This window comes from Actinomyces oris (genome assembly GCF_001553935.1).
GTDB lineage: Bacteria > Actinomycetota > Actinomycetes > Actinomycetales > Actinomycetaceae > Actinomyces > Actinomyces oris_A.
Map to the genome: position 1 here is coordinate 3,007,740 of NZ_CP014232.1, position 19,890 is coordinate 3,027,629.

Genomic DNA, 19,890 nt, shown 5'->3' on the forward strand with positions numbered 1-19,890 from the left:
CTCACTGAAAGGCGTGCTCATGCACTTCCCATCCTCCCCACCCGCTCTTCCCTGGCGGCGCCTCCTGCGCATCGCCCTGGCTCTTCCCCTGCTCTCCGCCGCAGCCGTCGCAGCCCCGGCCTCCGCTGATACCGACATCACGGTGGAGGGGACCTACCACACGGCCAGTGCCGGCTGCCACAGCTCCAGCAACACCGAGGGCTGTCTGAGCTGGAGGGTTCGCATCCCATCGGCCATCGCCCCGAAGAGCGCCACGGACGTCACCATTGAGGCCGACTCCGTGCCGGGTCAGTGGACCTGGACCTGCCCCTCCCAGAACGGTGACGAGGTGGCCGGGACGAGCTCCTTCTACATCGACAACGGCGACGGCGAGCCCCCGGCCTTGATCGTGGACTCCGAGCTGAGCTCCATCTCTGAGCTGTACAACCCCCTGCTGGGGGAGCCCATCGGCTCGGTCAAAGCCGTGTCCTGCACTCCTGAGCACCTGAAGCTGACCTATGAGATCAACTTCTACACGCAATGGGACAAGACCAGCTACCTCGACCTGGATCTGGGGGCCACGGTCGTGGCTCCTGGCGCTGACGCACGCAGCTACCGTTTCACTCCCACCATCGAGGTCTCCACGCGCAACGCGATTCTTCGGCCCACTGTCACGGCGAACAAGCCCGCTGCCAGCGCTGCTCACGCCACCGTGTCCACCCAGGACGTCAGGGTGGATGGCGCCGCCAAGGACGCCTCCCGCTTCACCATGACGGCGCGGAACGACTCCACCACCCCGCTGTCCGGCTTCACCATCTCCGCCGGCCGGTCCAAGGGGCAGGCCCAGGTAAGCGCCCTGACCTGCGACCTGACCGCCTTCGGAGGCAAGGTCGTCTCCGCCACAGGACCGGCCGAGAACCTCACCGTCTCCAGCGGAACGGCCAAGGTCCCCCAGGGCAAGGAGATCACCTGCCAGGTGGACCTGACCGGCGTCGTGGGACGCAACCGGGTCAAGGCCGCACTGACCACCGGCAAGCAGACCTTCTCCAGCGACTACGTCAACATCCGGCCGGTGATTGAGGTGGAGACTCATCCCACGGATCTCCTGGTCGAGGCCGAGCCCACAGGCACCTATGAGGTCGAGGTCGGCTACACCGTCACCTTCACCAACACCACCGACGCCAACGGCTCCAGCTCCGATATCGTCCTGCGACCCGGGGTTCCGGCCGGCTTCACCCTCAAGAGCGTGACAGGTACCGGTACCCCGTGGTGGGTCGGCCCGGACAGCTATGCCCTTCAGGATGACGGCTCCTTGTTCTTGCGCACCGGTGACTCCCTGGACGCCCACTCATCAACCACGATGACCTTCACCAGCACCTACCAGGTCAACGCCGAAGCGGTCACCGCGGAGACCTGGAAGGCCCTGGGCGCCTGCGACCCCAAGAACCCCTCCCGGGGACTGACCATGCAGATCGACGTCGCTGGCAGTGAAGGCGGCACCGAGGCCGGGACCCACACGATCTGCACCCCTGTGACGCGCACCGGGAACTAGCCCTTCACCGACGCAAGCCTCCGGACGCACCGCACCGTCACCCCATTCGCCGGCGCTACCGGTGGACCTCCTGTTTCAAGGCAGGTCCACCGGTGGCGCTGGTCGCCGTCGTGAGCCTGCAGCAGTCACCCCTTCCCGCCCGGCGGTAGGGTGGCGCCCATGGCCAGCCTTCTCAACCGGATCCTTACCCTGCTCGGACGCGCCGCCTCCGACGCCGTCAGCGACGCCCTTTCCCAGAAGTCCTCGACGCCGTCGGGCACGGCGGACAGCAGGCCATCCGGTTCAGCTGAGACCGCGCAGTCCCGCGCCCCCAAGTCGTCGGCGGCGAAGCCGTCACCGACCCGGCCCCGCGCCCACGACAGCGGCGCCGCCGCGGACGCAACGGGCCCCTCGGCGCGAGGCGTCAGCGTCTACGACGTCTCTGCCCTGGGGCTGCCGGACTTCGCCTACTCCCCCGACCCCGATGGCGAGGCCGACCCCGGCGAGGTGGTGTGGGCCTGGGTTCCCTTCGAGGAGGATCCCACCCAGGGCAAGGACCGGCCCGTCCTGGTCCTGGCTCGCCATGAGACCCGTCTGGTCGTGGCCCAGATGACGAGCAAGGACCATGACCGCGACGCCGCCCAGGAGGCACGCTGGGGCCGCTTCTGGCACGACGTCGGCACCGGTGACTGGGACCGGCAGGGCCGCCCCAGTGAGGTGCGTCTGGACCGTCTGCTCCTGGTGGAGCCGGCCTCGGTGCGCCGCGAGGGGGCCACGATGAAGCGTGAGGTCTTCGACGGCGTCGTGGCCGCCCTGCGCCACCACCACTCCTGATCGCCTCCACAGCACCGCCTGGACGCACAGGCTCATGGGGCGATGCACCTCACGCCTGGACCCTGCTTCGCGCCTGGGGGCATGGGGATCCTGAATGATACAGTCGCCTACTGGACCTCTGGCCTGGCCGGCTGCGGGGTCCGGCGACCGGGTCAGCCAGGTGCCCCACCACCTCATGTCAGCCCGTGGCGCGAACCCTCTCTCCGGCCATTGACCAATCAGACGCGAGAAAGTTTCACCGTGGCGAACATCAAGTCCCAGATCAAGCGCATCAAGACCAACGAGAAGGCCCGCCTGCGCAACAAGTCCGTCAAGTCCGAGCTCAAGACCTACGTGCGCCGCGTGCGCGAGGCCGTCGAGGCCGGCGACAAGGACTCCGCGCTCGAGCACCTCAAGGCCGCCTCCCGCAAGCTGGACAAGGCCGTCTCCAAGGGCGTCATCCACAAGAACCAGGCCGCCAACCGCAAGTCCAAGCTCGCCAAGCGCGTCGCCTCCCTCTGAGGCCACCGCAGCAGTGAGCATCTGAAGGGCGCCTCCCACCGGGGAGGCGCCCTCCCCTTTTTCCCATCACCTTCACCCGTTCATCAGACCGCTTCAAGGAGAGCCCATTGCGCATCGGATTCGACCGCGACAAGTACCTGCGGATGCAGTCCAGCCATATCGCGGAGCGCCGCGCCCAGTTCGGCGGCAAGCTCTATCTGGAGTTCGGCGGCAAGCTCATTGACGACATGCACGCCTCGCGCGTGCTGCCGGGCTTCACCCCGGACAACAAGATCGTCATGCTCGCCGAGCTGGCCGACGAGGTCGAGATCGTCATGGCGGTCAACGCCAAGCACCTCGCCCGCAACAAGGTCCGCGCGGACCTGGGCATCCCCTACGAGGACGACCTGCTGCGCCACATCGACGCCTTCCGCAGCTACGGGCTCTACGTTGGCAGCGTCGTCGTGACCCAGTGGACTGATGACAACCGCCAGGCCCAGGACTTCAAGCGCAAGCTCGAGGCGCTGGGCATCACCGTCTACCGTCACTTCCCCATCCCCGGCTACCCCGGTGACGTCGCCCGCATCGTCTCGGCGGAGGGCTACGGGCGCAACGAGTACATCGAGACCAGGCGGGACCTGGTGGTCGTCACCGCCCCCGGCCCGGGCAGCGGCAAGATGGCCACCTGCCTGTCCCAGATCTACCACGACCACCAGCGGGGCATCTCCTCGGGCTACGCGAAGTTCGAGACCTTCCCGATCTGGAACCTGCCTCTGGACCACCCGGTCAACATCGCCTACGAGGCCGCCACCGCCGACCTCGACGACGTCAACATGATCGACCCCTTCCACCTGGCTGCCCACGGCGTCCAGACCGTCAACTACAACCGCGACGTCGAGGTCTTCCCGGTCCTGAGCCGCCTGTTCGAGGAGATCCTGGGCTCCTCGCCCTACGCCTCCCCCACGGACATGGGCGTCAACATGGCCGGCAACTGCATCAGCGACGACGAGGTCTGCCGGCAGGCCGCCTGCCAGGAGATCATCCGCCGCTACTACCGGGCCCTGGTGACCGAGAAACGCGAGGTCATCGCCCCCGTCCAGTCCCAGCGGATCGCGCTGCTCATGGCCAAGGTGGGGGTGAGCAAGGAGGACCGCCCCGTCGTGCCGCCCGCGCTGGAGGTGGCTGAGGCCACCGGCGAGCCGGCCTCGGCGATCGAGCTGCCCGACGGGCGCATCGTGACGGGCAAGACCTCCGCCCTACTGGGGTGCTCCTCGGCGATGCTGCTCAACGCCCTCAAGCTCCTGGCCGGGATCGATGATGACGTCAACCTGCTGGCCCCGGCCTCCATCGAACCCATCCAGAAGCTCAAGACCCAGAGGCTGGGAAGCCGCAACCCACGCCTGCACACCGACGAGGTGCTCATCGCCCTGGCCGTGTCCGCCAACGGGGACGACAACGCCCGCAAGGCCCTCGACCAGCTCGAGACGCTGCGGGGCTGCGAGGTCCACACCTCCACGATCCTGGGCTCGGTGGACGAGGGCATCTTCCGCGCCCTGGGAGTCCAGGTCACCAACGAGCCCGTCTACGCCACCAAGTCCCTGTACCGCAAGAAGTGAGGCCCGGTGCGGGCCACCCTCCTGCGGTGCGCCCGCACCCGGTCGCCCTGCCGAGGTGTGGATGGTCACATAGGTACGCAGAGGTGACTGAACGCACTCGCGCGCGGTACATTCTCCTCAACGAGATGAGCTCGTGTGCTCTGGGCTCGGTGAAAGTCCGAACCGGCGGTGACAGTCCGCGACCCGGTCGCATCCAGCGACCGGCTGACCAGGTGGAACTCCTGGACCGACGGTGAGAGTCCGGATGGGAAGCGCACACGGGACACACCATGCCTCGCCCGCTGCCGTGCACCCGGCGGTCGATCATGGCGGTGTCTCTCCCCAGCGCACCCGAGGGAGAGGACCGGATGACCTCGTTCACCACTGTGCAGACGGCCGCGATGCAGCGCGCCCTACGGGCCGCGGCCTCCCCCGACGCCCCGCCCGGCCCCAACCCCCGGGTCGGCTGCGTCATCCTCTCCCCCGACGGCGACGTCCTCGCCGAGGGCCATCACCGTGGCGCCGGCAGCGCCCACGCCGAGGTCGACGCACTGGCGAACCTCGCCGCGACGGGCGCCTCCGCCCGAGGAGCGACCGTCCTGGTCACCCTCGAGCCGTGCAACCACCAGGGCCGCACCGGCCCGTGCGTCCAGGCGCTCCTCGACGCCGGCGTGGCCGAGGTCATCTACGCCCAGGACGACCCGACCGAGCAGGCCGGGGGCGGCGCGGCGGCGCTGCAGGCCGCCGGCGTGCGGGTACGGCGCGGGCTGTGCGCCCAGGAGGCCGCGCGTCTCAACCGCCCGTGGCTCCTGGCCGTGACCCGCGGGCGCCCCATGGTGACGTGGAAGCTCGCCGCCACCCTCGACGGCCGTATCGCCGCCGCTGACGGCACCAGCCAGTGGATCACCCCGGTGGCGGCCCGCCACGACGCCCACCGCCTGCGCCGCCAGTGCGACGCCATCATGGTGGGCACCGGCACCGCCCTCGCCGACGACCCCGCCCTCACCGTCCGTGACGAGGCGGGTCAGCCCGCGCCGGCCCACCTCCAGCCGCTGCGCGTCGTCGTCGGCTCCAGGAGCCTGCCTCCCACCTCCAGGGTGCTCGCCGACGACCACTACCTCCTCCTGCCCGACCACGACCCGCGCGCCGTCCTGGCCGTCCTCGCCGAGCGCGAGATCCGCCATGTCCTGCTCGAAGGAGGCCCGACCCTCGCGACCGCATTCCTGCGCGCCGGCCTTGTCGACCAGGTCGTCGCCTACACGGCCCCCGCGCTTCTGGGCGCGGGAGCGGCCGCCCTCGCCGACTTCGGGGCGGCGACGATCAGCGATGCCCTGAGGCTGCGGAACCCCCGCGTCGAGGTCCTCGGCGCAGGTGACGAGCTCGCCGTCCGCCTCTGCGGTGATCTGGAGGCCGACGACGTTCCCACTGCCCATTTCCACACCAAGGAGAGTCACTGATGTTCACCGGAATCGTCGAGGAGCTCGGACGCATCGTCCGGCTCGAGACCGTCGAGGACAGCGCCCGGCTGACGGTCGAGGCGCCCACCGTCACCCAGGACGTGAGCCTGGGCGACTCCGTCAGCGTCAACGGGTGCTGCCTGACGGTCACCGCCGTGCACGGGAGCACCTTCACCGCCGACCTCATGGCCGAGACTCTCACTCGCACCACCCTGGGCTCCCAGGCACCGGGAGACCCGGTCAACCTCGAGCGCGCCCTGCGCGCCAGTGACCGGCTCGGCGGGCACATCGTCCAGGGGCACGTCGATGCCACCGCCGAGGTCCTCGACCACCACCGCGGTGAGCACTGGAACCTCCTACGCATCGGCCTGCCGCAGGAGATCGCCCGTTACGTCGCCGTCAAGGGATCGGTCGCCCTCGACGGCGTGTCGCTGACCGTCGTCGACGTCGTCGACGCCCCCGTGCCGGGTGCGGAGGCGTCGCTCAGCGTCGGGCTCATTCCCGAGACGCTGCGACGCACGACCCTGGGCACGAGGCGCCCCGGAGAACGGGTCAACCTCGAGGTCGATGTCCTGGCCAAGTACGCCGAGCGTCTTCTGGGTGCCCGCCCGAGCCAGGAGGGGCAGCAGGCATGCTGAGCACCAGGAGCGCATCCCCGGGCACGCGCATGGACCGCGTCGAGGACGCTCTCGCCGCACTGCGCGAGGGCCGGACGGTCATCGTCGTCGACGATGAGAGCCGAGAGAACGAGGGGGACCTCATCCTGCCCGCGCAGAGCGCCACGACCGAGCAGCTGGCCTTCGCGATCCGGCACTCGACCGGCATCATCTGCGCACCCATGGCGGGCCAGGAGCTCGACCGCCTGGGCATCCCCATGATGACCGAGCACAACACCGATCCCAAGAGGACGGCCTTCACGCTGAGCGCCGACGCCCGCACCGGCATCACCACGGGCGTGAGCGCCGCCGACCGGGCACGCACCGTCCGCGTCCTGGCGGACCCGGGCTCAGCTTCCGACGACCTCGTCCGCCCCGGACACGTCTTCCCCCTGCGGGCACGCGAGGGCGGGATCCTCACGCGCCGCGGTCACACGGAGGCCGCCGTCGACCTCATGCGCCTGTCGGGCAACCGGCCCGTGGGGGTCCTGGTGGAGGTCATCAACGACGACGGCACCATGGCGCGCCGGCACCAGCTGCGTGAGCTCGCCGACGCCCACGCCACGCCCATGATCTCGATCAGTGACCTGGAGCGCTACCGGTGGCTGCACGAGGAACTCGTCGAGGAGGTCGTCTCAGCTCACCTGCCCACCGCGCACGGGGAGTTCACCGCCCACGCCCTGCGCAGCAGGGTCGACGGCACCGAGTACCTCGCACTGGTGTGCGGCCGCATCGCTGACGGCGAGGAGGTCCTCACCCGAGTCCACTCCGCCTGCCTGACCGGCGACGTCCTGTCCTCGCTGCGCTGTGACTGCGGGCCGCAGCTGCGCGCCGCCATGGAGGCGATCAGCGCCCGTGGCCGCGGGGTCCTCGTCTACGCCTCCGACCATGAGGGGCGCGGCATCGGGCTCATCGACAAGCTCCGCGCCTACGCGCTGCAGGAGGAGGGTATGGACACCCTCGACGCCAACGTCGCGCTGGGGCTGCCGGCCGACGCCCGCAGCTACGCCACCGCCGCCCAGGTGCTACGCCACCTGGGCGTGCACTCGGTCGAGCTCATGACGAACAACCCGGACAAAGTGACAGGCCTGGAGCGCTACGGAGTCAGCGTCCGCTCCATGACGCCGACACCGACCTTCGCCAACGGGGAGAACCTCGACTACCTGCGCACCAAGCGCGACCGTATGGGCCATCTGCTCAACGGGCTCGACCCCACCGGGGCCGACGCGGACTCACCGCCCGGCGAGACGAGGGCCGACGACGACACTTGGCACACGAGCGACGAGAACGAAGGAGAGGAACGATGAGCGGATCCGGGGCACCTGAGCAGAGCGCACCTCACGCGCGGGGCATGAGAGTGACAGTCGTGGCCGCCCAGTGGCACGAGCGCATCATGGGGGGCCTGGTGGCCGGGGCGCTGCGCGCCATCGAAGAGGCCGGAGCCCAGGCGAGCGTCGTCCGGGCGGTGGGCTCCTTCGAGCTCCCGGTCCTCGCCGCGGCCGCCGCGCGAGGCGGTGCCGAGGCGGTCGTCGCGCTGGGCGTCGTCATCCGCGGCGGCACCCCGCACTTCGACTACGTGTGCCGGGCCGCGACCGACGGGCTGAGCCGGGTGGCGCTGGACACCGGGGTGCCGGTGGGCTTCGGCGTGCTCACCTGCGACGATGAGGCCCAGGCGCTGGCCCGCTGCGGCGGACCGGGCGCGGAGGAGGACAAGGGCTACGAGGCGGCGTGCGCGGCGATGTCCACGGCGCTCACGCTGGCCGCCATGCGGGGCTGAGAACGGCTCAGCGCCGGCGACTGCCGGCGCGGCGGGCGTTGCAGATGGCCAGGACCGCCCGCTCGACGGCGTAAACGGGGTCGCGGCTGGCCCCCTTGGCCTCGGCGTCGGCCCGGGCCACGGCCAGGATCGAGGTGGCCAGGGCATCGTCGGACCAGCCCTGGAGCTCGCGGCGGGCCCGGTCCACCTGCCAGGGGGCCATGCCCAGCTCGGCGGGGCTCATGCGTCTGCCCCCGGCGGCCGCGACCTGGGCGAGCTGGCGCACCTTCATAGCCAGGGCCGCGACGATGGCCACCGGGTCGGTGCCGGTGGCCACGGCGTGGCGCAGGGCCGTGATGGCGGCCGGGGTGTTGCCGGCAGCGGCGGCGTCGGCCACGGTGAAGCCGGTGGCCTCGATGCGGCCGGCGTAGTAGGTGCGCACGTGGTCGACGGTGATGGTGCCCTGGGTGTCGGCGAGGAGCTGGTCGACGGCGGAGCACAGCTCGCGCAGGTCGCTGCCCAGGGCGTCGACGAGAGCGCCGACGGCCTCGGGAGCGATGCTTCGTCCGGCGCGGCGCACGTCGGCCACGACCAGGGAGGACTTGTCCTTGGCGCTCTTGACGGCCTCGCACTGGATAGTCGGGTAGGGCGAGGCCTTGATGGCGTCCAGCAGGCGCTTGCCCCGCTGACCCCCGTTGTGGCGCAGGATGACGCTGACCTCGGGGTCGGCGGCGCCCACGTAGGCGATGAGGTCGCTCAGCAGGGCGTCAGTCATCTGCTCCAGCGCGGGGACGTAGACGAGCCGGGGCTCACCGAACAGGGAGGGCGACACAAGGGTGTCGAGCTGGTGGGGCTCGTAGGTGGCGGCCTCCAGGCGCGTGATCTCGGTGGTGGGGTCCTTGGCCTTGGCCTGCGCCAGGAGGTTCCTCACCGCTCGGTCGGCGAGGACCTCCTCGCCGGCGCGGATGAGGACGATCGGCGCCAGCTGGGCCTGGTCCCAGCGCAGTCCAGCCGGTGCCTTGCGCGGGCCCCGGGAGCGGGGGGTGCGGGTCGCTGCCATGGGGCAAGCCTGCCACGAGCGGGCCGCGTCAACCGCCCGGCTTCCTCCAGCACGGCGCGGCGGGCGCGAGGAGCCGCCACGAGCAGGACCCCGATCTCGCAGGCCCCCAGTGCCAGGGCGCCCGTGAGACCGCCTGGCCAGGGTAGGGCGGCGCCGGGTAGGTGGGCGAAGAAGCCGGCAACCCACACCATCCAGGAGCAGGCCGCGAGCGCCGGCCAGGCGGTGACGGCGGCGGCTGCGGGCCAGGCCGGTGCGATCAGCGCAGCCAGGAGCCCGCTGATGGTGGCGATGACGGCGGCCGGCTCACTGAGCAGGTTGGCGGGCACCGACCAGGCCCCCACCGAGGGCTGAAGGAGGATGAGGATCGGCCCGCAGGCGGCCTGGGCCACCAGCGGCAGGGCCACAGCGGCGGCCAACCACCTGGGCAGGCGGCGTGAGAGGTGGGCTGCGACTGGCTTGGAGCCGATGACGATCCCGGCGGTGGCCGCCACGGACAGTGCGAAGCCGTAGTCACGGGACTGCCAGGGGTCGATGAGCAGCAGGACGATGGCTCCGGCGCACAGGGCGGGCACGGAGGCGGCGCGTCTGCCGGCAACGACGCCCAGCAGCATGACGGCCCCCATGGTGGCGGCGCGCAGCACGGAGCCCGAGGGACGCACCAGGATGACGAGGAGGGTGAGCATGACTGCGCCGAGCAGTGCCCGCCACCGCCGGGGCAGCGCCCCGAGGGCTTCCAGGCCCAGTCCCAGGATGATGGCGACGTGCTGCCCGGAGACGGCGGTCAGGTGCGTCATGGAGACGGTGCGCATGTCCTCGCGCAGCGGGGCCGGTAGGGCGTGGTCGTCGCCCAGGGCAACACCGGGTACGAGGCTGCGGGCTCCCGGTGGCCACAGACCCGTCTCCTCCCCCGCTCCTGCGGCGCTGGGAGCCCCAGTGCCCGATGCCCCGATACCCGGTGCCCCGACAGTCCGGGCAAGACCATCGCGAATGCTGGTGACCGCCCCGAGTATCCCGCTCGGAGAGCCAAGAACGGTGACGCCGGCGCGCTTGGGGATGATGGCCGCCTCAGCGCGTCCCGCTTCGGTGGGGCGCAGGCGCGTGCGCACACGGACGCGGGTCCCCATGGGCAGGCTCAGCCACTGCGTGTCGCCCAGGACGGTGGCGCTCAGGGTGGAGGCCCGCGTGTCCACCTGCTCGACGTCGAGGGCGGTGATGACCAGGGTGGAGCGGCTGGTGGCTGAGACTCGCGGCTGCTGGGAGACGGTGCCGATGAGTGTGACCGGCTGCCCAGTGGCCACTGCCGCGGTCAACGGGTCGCGCTGGCGGGCCCACAGGTGGGCGGCGCTGATGGTCAGAACCGTCGCGGCGCACAGGGCGCACACGAGCAGGCTGGCGCTGAGGGTACCCATCGCCCCGGGGTCGTGCTCGGGGGCTCCGGGACGCGGGTCGGCCCGGTGCCGTGGTGGCCGGAAGCGCAGGACAAGAACCACGAGTATCGCTGCCAGGGCGGTGCACCCGGAGGCCAGGAGTAGGACCTGCCTCCAGGCGTCTGCCGCCTCACGTCCAACGGCCCACCCGGCGCCGGCCCAGCAGGCCAGCGCCGGGGCGAGCAGGCGCAGGTCGAGGGCCTCGGGGGCCTTGGAGGAGGTGGCGTGCCGACCTCCGTCTCGGTGCCGGTTGCGGCCCTGCTCCTGGCGCAGGCGCACATACAGCGCGGGGTCGTCCCACGGGGCACTGGGACTGCCCCCACCATTGCCCCCGTGGTCCTCGTTCATACGGTGGCCTGCTCTCGCAGGCCCTCGAGTTTGGCCTTGCCGATGCCGGGGACGTCGGTGAGGGAGTCCACGCTGGCGAAGGGCCCGTGGGAGTCTCGGTACTCGACGATCCGTTGGGCCAGGGCCGGGCCGATTCCGGGCAGCTTCTCCAACTCAGAGGCCGAGGCCGTGTTGATATTGACCGTCCCGGATGCGCCGCCGTCGCCGGACTTCCCCGGGGCGGTCCGTGCACCGGGGGCGGTGGCCCCACCGGGTTGCGGTGCGGGGTCGGGCAGGACCTCGCCGATACGCGGGACCCGTATCTGCTCGCCGTCACTCAGGACCCGGGCGAGGTTGAGCTGCTGGGTGTCGGCCTCGGCGCTGGCTCCTCCAACGGCGTTGATGGCGTCGGTGACACGGCTTCCCGGGGGCAGGGTCACCACCCCCGGCCTGCTCACCGCCCCGGTGACGTGGACGACGACGCTGCCCGATGTCGTGCTCAAGCCGCCTGGTCCTGCTGCCGGTCCCGTGGTCGGATTCATGGCTGGACTCGCGGCCGCCCCTGTGGGTGGGGGCCGCATTGGAGCCGATGCCCCCGCCGCTGCGGCCGGAGCCGCGTGGCTGCCGGCGCCGGTGGAGACGAGCACGGCTCTCAGGGCCAGGGCGAGAGCCAGGATGAGGAGGGCAGAGCCGGCGATGATCGCCGCCCGGGGCGCGATCGCGAGGCGACGTGGCCGGCGCACCGGCTCCTCGGGGTCGGTTGAGCAGGCCAGACGCACAAGGTCGTCCAGGGCCCTGTGCGCGTCGCTCCGTCTGGCTCCCATGTCCTCGACGGTAGGGACCGGACCCATGGGGCGCATGGTGAAGCTGTCTGCCCTGTGGAGAGCAGTGGCGCCTGACGGCCTGTGGCAACCGAGCCGCGTCGTCAGACCTGGCTCAATGGGTCTTCAGGTCCGGGGCGACGGCGATGCCGAGGGCGCCGGGGCCCACGTGGGTGCTCGTCGCCTCGTCGACCGGGAGGCTGAGGACCTCGGAGACCTTGGCTCCTGCCTCCTCCATGGCCTGGCGCAGATCGGTCTCGAGCAGTGCCAGCTTGGAGGCGTCGTCGCCTTGAATGACCAGGCGCACCGGGTCTGCGGGGTGCCTGGGGCCGGACAGGGCGGTCCCGCCGGCGACGCGGACGGCCTGCGCGATGAGGTGGCGCCTGGCGCGGGCCGCCCCGCGCACGGTCTCCAGCGTCCGGATTCCGTCGCGGGTCAGGGCCAGGACCGGACGGATTCCCAGGACACCGTCCAGGCGGGCCGTGGTGCGGTCGATCCTTCCCGAGCGGGCCAGGCGTCCCAGGTCGTCGACGACGAAGAGCTGGCAGGACCGGGCGGTGCTGGCCTGAGCCAGGGCGGCACCGCGACGGGCGTCGTGGGCGCCGGAGGCTGCCAGCACCGCGAGCCCCAGGGCGCCGGAGCTGGTGCCGGAGTCGACGACGCGCAGCCACTGCGGGCGTCGGCGCCCCGCGCTCGGGCCCGGGCCGTTGGGCTGGTCCCGGTACTCGGCCTCGAGCTGGGCGGCGGCGATGCGGGCGTTGTCCATGGTGCCGGACAGGGCCGAGGAGATGTGGATGGCCAGGACCTCTTCGGCCCTGCTGGCCGCGCGCCGGTAGGCGTCCACCAGCTCCTGGACACTGGGCCGGGAGGTGGTGGCGGCTTCGCCGTTGTCAGCGGGGATGGCGTGCAGCGGCACCACCTCGATCGCGCGCTCACGCAGCAGGGGCTCCGTCAGGCAGGCGGCGGAGTCGGTGACGACGGCGAGCGACATGCCGCATACCTTATCGGCAAGCCGCGCACTGACCGGCAAGGCGCCACGGCTGCTCTGTAGGCCCGGCCGTCAGCGATACGAGACCAGGAGATCCTCGTAGAGGTTGATGAGCCGCCTGGTCATCGTCTTGGAGTCGAACTGCTGAGCCACCTCCAGGGCCCCCTCGGACAGCGCGGCGAGCCGGGCGTCGTCGGACAGCAGGGAGGCGAAGACCCGGGCGAAGTCCTCCCCCTCGATGCCGTCGGTGAGAATCGCGTTGCGCTCGGTGAGGCACTCGGTCATCCGCTCGTCGCAGTAGACGATCGGCAGCCCGCAGGCGGCGGCCTCCAGGAACACCATGGGCTGGTTGTCGAAGTGGTAGGAGGCCAAGGAGAAGACGTCGGCCTGCTTGAGCAGGACGGCGACCTCCTCCGGCGAGCACTTGCCCGTCAGGATCACCCGGTCCGCCACCCCGAGCTCCTCGGCGCGCCGCCCCAGCTCCTCCTGAGAGGGGCCCGGGCCCACGAGCACCAGCTTGACCGGCAGGCCGGACAGGTGGGGCATGGCCTCAACGAGTGTCATCTGCCGCTTCTCCGGGCTGAGCCGGGCCACGCAGATGATGATCTTCTCGCCGGGGGCCTTGGGGATCGGTGAGTCGGCGGCGCGGGCACTACGGTAGCGGGTGGAGTCCAGCCCGTTGGGCAGCACCATGCAGGGGGTGGTCAGTCCGCCGTCGTCGATGAGAATCCGGGCCAGGTGCTGGGAGGGCGACAGGCAGGCGTCGCACTTGTTGGCGAAGGCCGCCGTCAGGCGCCACCCCTGACGGGACAGGGCCGTCTTCATGTCGCGCTTGTTGAGGTGCTTGATGGTCTCCCGGTGAACGCGCGGCAGGACAGGCTGCGACTTGAGCGCCACGGGGAAGGCGACGGACAGAGCCAGCAAGCCCGAGAGCACGGCCAGCGGGTAGTCGTCGATGAGCTCGGTGTAGAGGGTGTGGATGGTGGTGACGTGGGGGATGTTCTGGCGCTTGGCCACCCAGTGCGCCAGGACCCCCAGGCTGAACTGGGTCTGGCTGTGGACGATGTCGAAGTCGTAAGCGTCGAAGCGCCGGGCCAGGCCCGGATAGATGGTGGCGACCTCGCGGCTGTCGAAGACGTAGTAGCGCGAGGAGGACAGGCGGATGACGTGGTCGTCGGTCTCCTCATAGCCCTCGGCCTTGGGGGCCACCACATAGACCTCGTGTCCCATGCGCTCCAGGGCGGCACGGAAGGTGGCTGTGGAGGTGGCCACGCCGTGGACGGAGGGCAGGTAGTCGTCAATGAAGAAGGCGATCCGCACAGCGTTCACCTGTTCCTGTGTTTCGGGTGCGCCGACAGCCGGCCCGTCAGGGGCGGTTCTTTCGGAAACGACGACGCAGGGGGCAGCATGGGGCGTATAAACCTCGCGGCACTGGGGCGGGCAGGTGCGGGATCAGACGTACTATCTCAACGCCATTGAGGCCCGAGGGTACCTTGTTCGCCGGGCTCCTGCCTCTCTCACGGTCAGAAACGGCGCCGGCTCCACTGGCATGCCCGGGTCAGCGCACTGGCAGGTTCGGCGTTTACGATGGCGCCATGACCGATTCCGCTGAGATCGCACGCCTCAAGGCCGAGGCCGCACAGGCCGCCGCCGAAGCCGCCGCAGCCAAGGCAGCCGCCGCCCAAGCGGCCCTTGACGCCGCCATCGCCTCCACCCCGGCCTCGGCCGTGGAGCAGGCCGGCGAGCCCCGCACTACTGACGCACCGGGCGAGCCCGCCGCTCAGGCAGCCGACGCCGCCCCCGTCGCCGAACCGGCTGCCGCCCCGGTTGCACAGCCGGCAGAACAGCCTGCGGCTGAGCCGGCGGCGGCCGCCGAACCGGTACCGACTGCCGAGCAGCCCCAGGAGCCAGTTCAGGATCCGGCACCCGCGCAGGCCGAGACCGCCGCTTCGGCCGAGCATGCCTTGGGCAGTCAGGAGGCCGAGGAGGCCGACTACACCGCCCAGGTGCGTTCCGGCTACAGCTTCTCCTCCCCCACCCTGCCGGTGGGCACCTACCTCGACACGCTCTCGGGGGGCGAGCCCACGGCGGTCAAGGACCTGTCGGTGGGCATCCCGCTGGGACTGCTCAACCGGCACGCGCTGGTGGCCGGGGCGACCGGAACCGGTAAGACCCGCACGCTCCAGCTCCTGGCCGAGGGGCTGTCCGCCGCCGGTGTCCCGGTGTTCCTGGCCGACGTCAAGGGGGACCTGACCGGACTGGCCGAGGCCGGAGCCTCCAATGACAAGATCGCCTCCCGCATCGCCTCCACCGGCCAGGACTGGAAGGGCCAGTCCTTCCCCATCGAGCTGTTCAACCTCGGCGGGTCGGACTCCGGCGCCGGGATCAGCGGCACCCCGATCCGCACGACGGTCACCGAGTTCGGGCCGATCCTGCTCTCGCGGGTCCTGGGCCTGAACGACACGCAGGCCTCCGCTCTCCAGCTGGTGTTCCACTGGGCGGACAGCCAGGGGCTGGCCCTGCTGGACCTGAAGGACCTGCGCGCCGTCGTCGACTACCTGACGAACACGGACGCCGGCAAGGAAGAGCTCAAGACCATCGGTGGGGTCTCCGCGGCCACGGCCGGGGTCATCCTGCGGGAGATCGCCGCCCTGGAGGCGGCCGGCGGTGAGGCCTTCTTCGGTGAGCCGGCGCTCGACGTGCGTGACCTCATGCGGGTCTCCCCCGATGGGCGCGGCATCATCTCCGCCCTGGAGCTGGCCGACATCCAGTCCCAGGGCACGCTGTTCTCCACCTTCCTCATGTGGCTGCTCGCCGAGCTCTTCGAGACCCTGCCGGAGGTCGGCGACCCGGACAAGCCCACCATGGTGTTCTTCTTCGACGAGGCGCACCTGCTGTTCTCCGGCGCCTCGAAGGCCTTCCTGGAGGCCGTGGTGCGCACGGTGCGGCTCATCCGCTCCAAGGGCGTGGGCATCGTCTTCATCACCCAGTCCCCCACGGACGTCCCCGACGAGGTCCTGGCCCAGCTCGGCAGCCGGGTGCAGCACGCGCTGCGCGCCCACACCCCGGCCGACGCCGCCAACCTCAAGAAGGCGGTCTCCACCTTCCCGGTCAGCCCGGTGGACCTCAGCCGGGTGCTCACGTCGCTGGGCACCGGCCAGGCCGTCGTCAGCGTGCTGGACGAGAAGGGGCGCCCGGCACCGGTGGCCCCGGTGGTCATCAACGTGCCCGCCGCCGTCATGGGGCCGGCCCAGGACGGCACCGTCAGCCAGGTGCTGGCCTCCTCACCGCTGAAACCCAAGTACGCCACGAGTGTGGACAACGAGTCCGCCTACGAGCTGCTGGCCCAGCGGGTCCAGGCCGACGCCGAGGCCGCCGAGGCCGCTCGCGCCGCCGAGCAGGCCGCCAAGGAGCAGGCCAAGGCCGACGCCGCCGCGCAGAAGGCCCTGGAGAAGGAGGCCGCCCGCCAGGCGGCTCAGCGTCAGAAGGAGGCCGAGCGCCTGGAGCGCGAGGCCGTCAAGGAGGCCCAGCGTCGCCAGCGCGAGGAGGAGAAGGCTGCCGAGCGCCGCAAGCGGGAGGTCGAGAAGACCATCGGCTCGGTGGGCCGCCAGATCACCCGCGAGATCACGCGCTCCATCTTCGGCACCCTCAGGCGCCGCTGAGAACCGGCTCAAGCTGAGCGAAGGGGCTGCACCAACCATCTCGGATTGGTGCAGCCCCTCGTGCTGCTGCTGGGCTACCGCGGCGCGGCCGTCAGCGGCGCCGTCGGGGAGCCCGCCGCGGTCACTCGGGGACGATGCTCACCAACTTAGGGGCGCGCACGATCACCTTGCGCACGCCGCGCCCGTCCAGGGTGCGGATGACGCCGGGGGCCTCCAGGGCCAGTTTCTCAAGCTCGGCCTCGGAGATGTCGGGGTCGACTTCGAGGCGGTCGCGGACCTTGCCCTTGACCTGGATGACGCAGGTGACCTTCTCGGCGGCCAGCAGCGCCTCGTCGGTCACGACCGGGAAGTCCTCGTGGGCCAGGGAGTGCTCGTGGCCCAGGCGCTTCCAGATCTCCTCGGCGATGTGCGGGGCCACAGGCGCCGTCATGAGGACGAGGGCCTCGACGGCCTCGCGCGGGACCGCGCTGAGTCCGGTGAGGTGGTTGTTGAGGACGATGAGCTTGGCGATGGCCGTGTTCAGGCGCATCCCCTCGTAGTCCTCACGCACGCCCACGATCGTCTTGGCCACGAGCCGGCGGGTCTCCTCGTCGGCGCTCTCCTCGGTCACCGTCAGCTCGCCGGTGGTCTCGTCGATGACGTTGCGCCACAGGCGCTGCAGGAAGCGCTGGCTGCCGGCGACGGCACGGGTGTCCCACGGGCGGTCGGCGTCCAGCGGTCCCATGCTCATCTCGTAGACGCGGAAGGTGTCTGCGCCGTAGGCCTCGTACATGTCGTCGGGGGTGACGATGTTCTTCAGGGACTTGCCCATCTTGCCGTACTCGCGGCGCACGGGCTGCCCCTGCCACAGGTAGCTGGTGGAGCCGTCCTCGGCGGTGACCTCCTCGACCTCGTCAGCGGGCACGTACTGGCCGCGGGAGTCGGTGTAGGCGTAGGCCTGGACGTAGCCCTGGTTGAAGAGGCGGTGGTAGGGCTCGGAGGAGGAGACGTGGCCCAGGTCGAACAGGACCTTGTGCCAGAAGCGCGCGTAAAGCAGGTGCAGGACGGCGTGCTCGACACCGCCGACGTACAGGTCGGTGCCGCCGGAGGTGTTGCCGGCCTGGGGGCGCGGCCCCATCCAGTAGGCCTCGTTGGCCGGGTCAACGAGCGCCTTGTCATCGGTGGGGTCGATGTAGCGCATCTCGTACCAGCACGAGCCGGCCCACTGCGGCATCGTGTTGGTCTCGCGGTAGTACCTCCGGGGGCCGTCGCCCAGGTCGAGCTCGACCTCGACCCACTCGGTGGCCTTGCCCAGCGGCGGCTCCGGGGAGGAGTCGGCGTCGTCGGGGTCGTAGGAGCGCGGCGAGTAGTCGGTGACCTCGGGCAGCTCGACCGGCAGCATCGACTCGGGCAGGGCGTGGACGCCGCCGTCCTCGTCCCACACGATCGGGAAGGGCTCGCCCCAGTAGCGCTGGCGGGAGAAGAGCCAGTCGCGCAGGCGGTAGGTGACCGCGCCGCGGCCGGCGCCCTTGGCCTCCAGCCAGCCGATCATGGTGGCCTTGGCCTCGTCCTTGCCCATGCCGTTGATGTCCAGGTCGCCCTGGGCGGAGTTCACGACCACACCGTCACCGGTGTAGGCCTGGGCGCTCAGGTCGACGCCGTGGGGGTCGTCGGCTGGGCCGATGGTCTGGACGATGTCGATGTCGTACTTGGTGGCGAAGGCGTAGTCGCGCTCGTCGTGGGCGGGCACGGCCATGATGGCGCCGGTCCCGTAGCCCATGAGGACGTAGTCGGCCACGAAGACCGGCACCTTCGCCCCGTTGACGGGGTTGATTCCGAAGAAGCCGGTGAAGACGCCGGTCTTGACCCGGCCCTCGTCGGTGCGGTCGGCGTCCGACGTCGCCGCGGCCTGGGCGCGGTAGGCGGCCACGGCCTCGGCGGGGGTCGCGTAGCCGCCGGTCCAGGCCTCCTTGGTGCCCTCGGGCCAGGAGGCCGGGACGGTTAGGGCCGCGGCGTCGTCGGCGATCTGGGCCTCGGTGCGCACCGAGCCGGAGGCCTGCAGACCACCCAGCATGGGGTGCTCGGGGGCCACCACCATGAAGGTGGCGCCGAAGAGGGTGTCGGGGCGGGTGGTGTAGACGCTCAGCGACGCGTCCTGCTGGTCGCCTTGTCCGGCCCCGGGGACGGTGAAGGTCACCTCGGCGCCTTCGGAGCGTCCGATCCAGTTGCGCTGCATGAGCTTGACCTTCTCGGGCCAGTCCACGGTGTCCAGGTCTTCAGCGAGGCGGTCGCCGTAGGCGGTGATGCGCATCATCCACTGGCGCAGGTTGCGCTTGAAGACCGGGTAGTTGCCCCGCTCGGAGCGGCCCTCGGAGGTGACCTCCTCGTTGGCCAGCACCGTGCCCAGGCCGGGGCACCAGTTGACGGGGGCGCTGGAGACGTAGGCCAGGCGGAAGGAGTCGACGACCTCGGCCTGCTCGGCGGCGCTCAGGGCGTCCCAGTCGCGGCCGTCGGGGACGGGGACCTGGCCGGAGGCGAGTTTGTCGCGCAGCTCGGTCACCGGCCGGGCCGCACCCTTGCCGCGGCCGTCGCGGCGCGGGGCCTCGGGGTCGAACCAGGAGTTGAAGACCTGCAGGAAGATCCACTGGGTCCAGCGCACGTAGTCGACGTCGATCGTGGCCAGGGAGCGGCGCGGGTCGTGGGACAGGCCCAGGCGGCGCAGCTGGCGGCGCATGTTGGCGATGTTGGCCTCGGTGGAGATGCGCGGGTGCTGGCCAGTGGTGACGGCGTACTGCTCGGCGGGCAGGCCGAAGGCGTCGTAGCCCATCGTGTACAGGACGTTCCTGCCAGTCATCCGGGTGAAGCGAGCGACGACGTCGGTGGCGATGTAGCCCAGCGGGTGGCCCACGTGCAGTCCCTTGCCGGAGGGGTAGGGAAACATGTCCAGCAGGAAGAACTTCTCCTTGTCCGCCCCGGGGCCGGCCAGAGCGCCGACGGGGTTGTCGGCGTTGAAGGTGCCCTCGGCCTCCCAGCGGTCCTGCCAGGCGGTCTCGATGGAGTCCGCCAGCTCCGCCGTGTAGCGGAAGGGGGTGTCGGACTCGACCGGTGCGGTTCTCTCTGACATCGCGGCAGCGCTCTTTTCCTACTCGTGCTTCCTGGTGCTGGGGCACAGCCTATCGCCCGCCAGCAGTGGGGCCCGGCGGCGTCCGCCCCACGGGCGGGCGAGACCGGTCACGTCGGTGGAGCCCAGCAAGGTTCGAGCGGTCTCGGCGGGCCGTCACACCGGCTCCGAGAGGAGAAGGCGCCGTCGATAAAGGCGCCAGATATGCGGCTAATCG

Annotated in this window: 15 protein-coding genes and 1 riboswitch; of the genes, 9 read left to right on the top strand and 6 right to left on the bottom strand. The window is 70.9% G+C overall.

Annotated elements, in window-relative coordinates:
- The first annotated feature begins 19 nt into the window (after nucleotides 1-19).
- The 8 genes from AXE84_RS12150 to ribH all read left to right on the top strand — a co-directional run bounded on the left by AXE84_RS12150 (nucleotide 20) and on the right by ribH (nucleotide 8,309).
- A complete protein-coding gene (locus tag AXE84_RS12150) occupies nucleotides 20-1,531 on the top strand; it encodes a hypothetical protein (RefSeq protein WP_060958283.1) in 1,512 nt (503 codons plus the stop codon).
- 159 nt (nucleotides 1,532-1,690) lie between these two features.
- The gene (locus AXE84_RS12155; RefSeq protein WP_060958058.1) at nucleotides 1,691-2,344 is read left to right on the top strand and encodes a type II toxin-antitoxin system PemK/MazF family toxin; all 654 of its coding nucleotides are present in this window, start codon (nucleotides 1,691-1,693) and stop codon (nucleotides 2,342-2,344) included.
- 240 nt (nucleotides 2,345-2,584) lie between these two features.
- Nucleotides 2,585-2,845, top strand: coding sequence for a 30S ribosomal protein S20 (gene rpsT, locus AXE84_RS12160; RefSeq protein WP_060958059.1), 261 nt, complete (start codon nucleotides 2,585-2,587; stop codon nucleotides 2,843-2,845).
- Nucleotides 2,846-2,952: 107 nt separating this feature from the next.
- Nucleotides 2,953-4,440 carry a DUF1846 domain-containing protein gene (locus tag AXE84_RS12165; RefSeq protein WP_009405457.1) on the top strand — a complete coding sequence of 496 codons (1,488 nt, stop codon included), beginning with the start codon at nucleotides 2,953-2,955 and terminating at the stop codon, nucleotides 4,438-4,440.
- Between the two features lie 131 nt (nucleotides 4,441-4,571).
- A riboswitch (FMN riboswitch) is annotated at nucleotides 4,572-4,699 on the top strand.
- An 88-nt stretch (nucleotides 4,700-4,787) separates the two neighbouring features.
- The gene (gene ribD, locus AXE84_RS12170; RefSeq protein WP_060958060.1) at nucleotides 4,788-5,876 is read left to right on the top strand and encodes a bifunctional diaminohydroxyphosphoribosylaminopyrimidine deaminase/5-amino-6-(5-phosphoribosylamino)uracil reductase RibD; all 1,089 of its coding nucleotides are present in this window, start codon (nucleotides 4,788-4,790) and stop codon (nucleotides 5,874-5,876) included.
- A complete protein-coding gene (locus tag AXE84_RS12175) occupies nucleotides 5,876-6,514 on the top strand; it encodes a riboflavin synthase (RefSeq protein WP_060958061.1) in 639 nt (212 codons plus the stop codon). The genes ribD and AXE84_RS12175 overlap by 1 nt, the downstream gene beginning before the upstream one ends.
- The gene (locus tag AXE84_RS12180) at nucleotides 6,508-7,839 is read left to right on the top strand and encodes a bifunctional 3,4-dihydroxy-2-butanone-4-phosphate synthase/GTP cyclohydrolase II (protein WP_060958062.1); all 1,332 of its coding nucleotides are present in this window, start codon (nucleotides 6,508-6,510) and stop codon (nucleotides 7,837-7,839) included. The genes AXE84_RS12175 and AXE84_RS12180 overlap by 7 nt, the downstream gene beginning before the upstream one ends.
- Nucleotides 7,836-8,309 carry a 6,7-dimethyl-8-ribityllumazine synthase gene (gene ribH, locus AXE84_RS12185; RefSeq protein WP_060958063.1) on the top strand — a complete coding sequence of 158 codons (474 nt, stop codon included), beginning with the start codon at nucleotides 7,836-7,838 and terminating at the stop codon, nucleotides 8,307-8,309. Before AXE84_RS12180 ends, ribH begins: the two co-directional genes overlap by 4 nt.
- A gap of 7 nt (nucleotides 8,310-8,316) precedes the next feature.
- Here the strand turns inward: ribH and holA are convergent, their stop codons facing one another.
- The 5 genes from holA to AXE84_RS12210 form a co-directional block, all read right to left on the bottom strand.
- Entirely contained in the window at nucleotides 8,317-9,219 is a 903-nt protein-coding gene (gene holA / locus AXE84_RS12190; protein ID WP_236750227.1) for a DNA polymerase III subunit delta, read from the bottom strand.
- Nucleotides 9,216-11,123, bottom strand: a complete 1,908-nt coding sequence (locus AXE84_RS12195) for a ComEC/Rec2 family competence protein (protein ID WP_081093170.1) — start codon at nucleotides 11,121-11,123, stop codon at nucleotides 9,216-9,218. Before AXE84_RS12195 ends, holA begins: the two co-directional genes overlap by 4 nt.
- The gene (locus AXE84_RS12200; protein ID WP_060958284.1) at nucleotides 11,120-11,881 is read right to left on the bottom strand and encodes a helix-hairpin-helix domain-containing protein; all 762 of its coding nucleotides are present in this window, start codon (nucleotides 11,879-11,881) and stop codon (nucleotides 11,120-11,122) included. The genes AXE84_RS12195 and AXE84_RS12200 overlap by 4 nt, the downstream gene beginning before the upstream one ends.
- Nucleotides 11,882-12,038: 157 nt before the next feature.
- Nucleotides 12,039-12,914 carry a DegV family protein gene (locus AXE84_RS12205; RefSeq protein WP_060958065.1) on the bottom strand — a complete coding sequence of 292 codons (876 nt, stop codon included), beginning with the start codon at nucleotides 12,912-12,914 and terminating at the stop codon, nucleotides 12,039-12,041.
- Between the two features lie 69 nt (nucleotides 12,915-12,983).
- Complete coding sequence (locus tag AXE84_RS12210; RefSeq protein ID WP_060958066.1) at nucleotides 12,984-14,240, bottom strand: glycosyltransferase; 1,257 nt, start codon at nucleotides 14,238-14,240, stop codon at nucleotides 12,984-12,986.
- Nucleotides 14,241-14,506: 266 nt separating this feature from the next.
- Here AXE84_RS12210 and AXE84_RS12215 point away from each other — a divergent pair, with 266 nt between their 5' ends.
- Nucleotides 14,507-16,573, top strand: a complete 2,067-nt coding sequence (locus AXE84_RS12215; RefSeq protein ID WP_060958067.1) for a helicase HerA-like domain-containing protein — start codon at nucleotides 14,507-14,509, stop codon at nucleotides 16,571-16,573.
- Nucleotides 16,574-16,694: 121 nt separating this feature from the next.
- On the opposite strand, the gene AXE84_RS12220 is transcribed toward AXE84_RS12215, so the two are convergent.
- Complete coding sequence (locus AXE84_RS12220; RefSeq protein WP_060958068.1) at nucleotides 16,695-19,676, bottom strand: leucine--tRNA ligase; 2,982 nt, start codon at nucleotides 19,674-19,676, stop codon at nucleotides 16,695-16,697.
- Nucleotides 19,677-19,890: the final 214 nt, after the last annotated feature.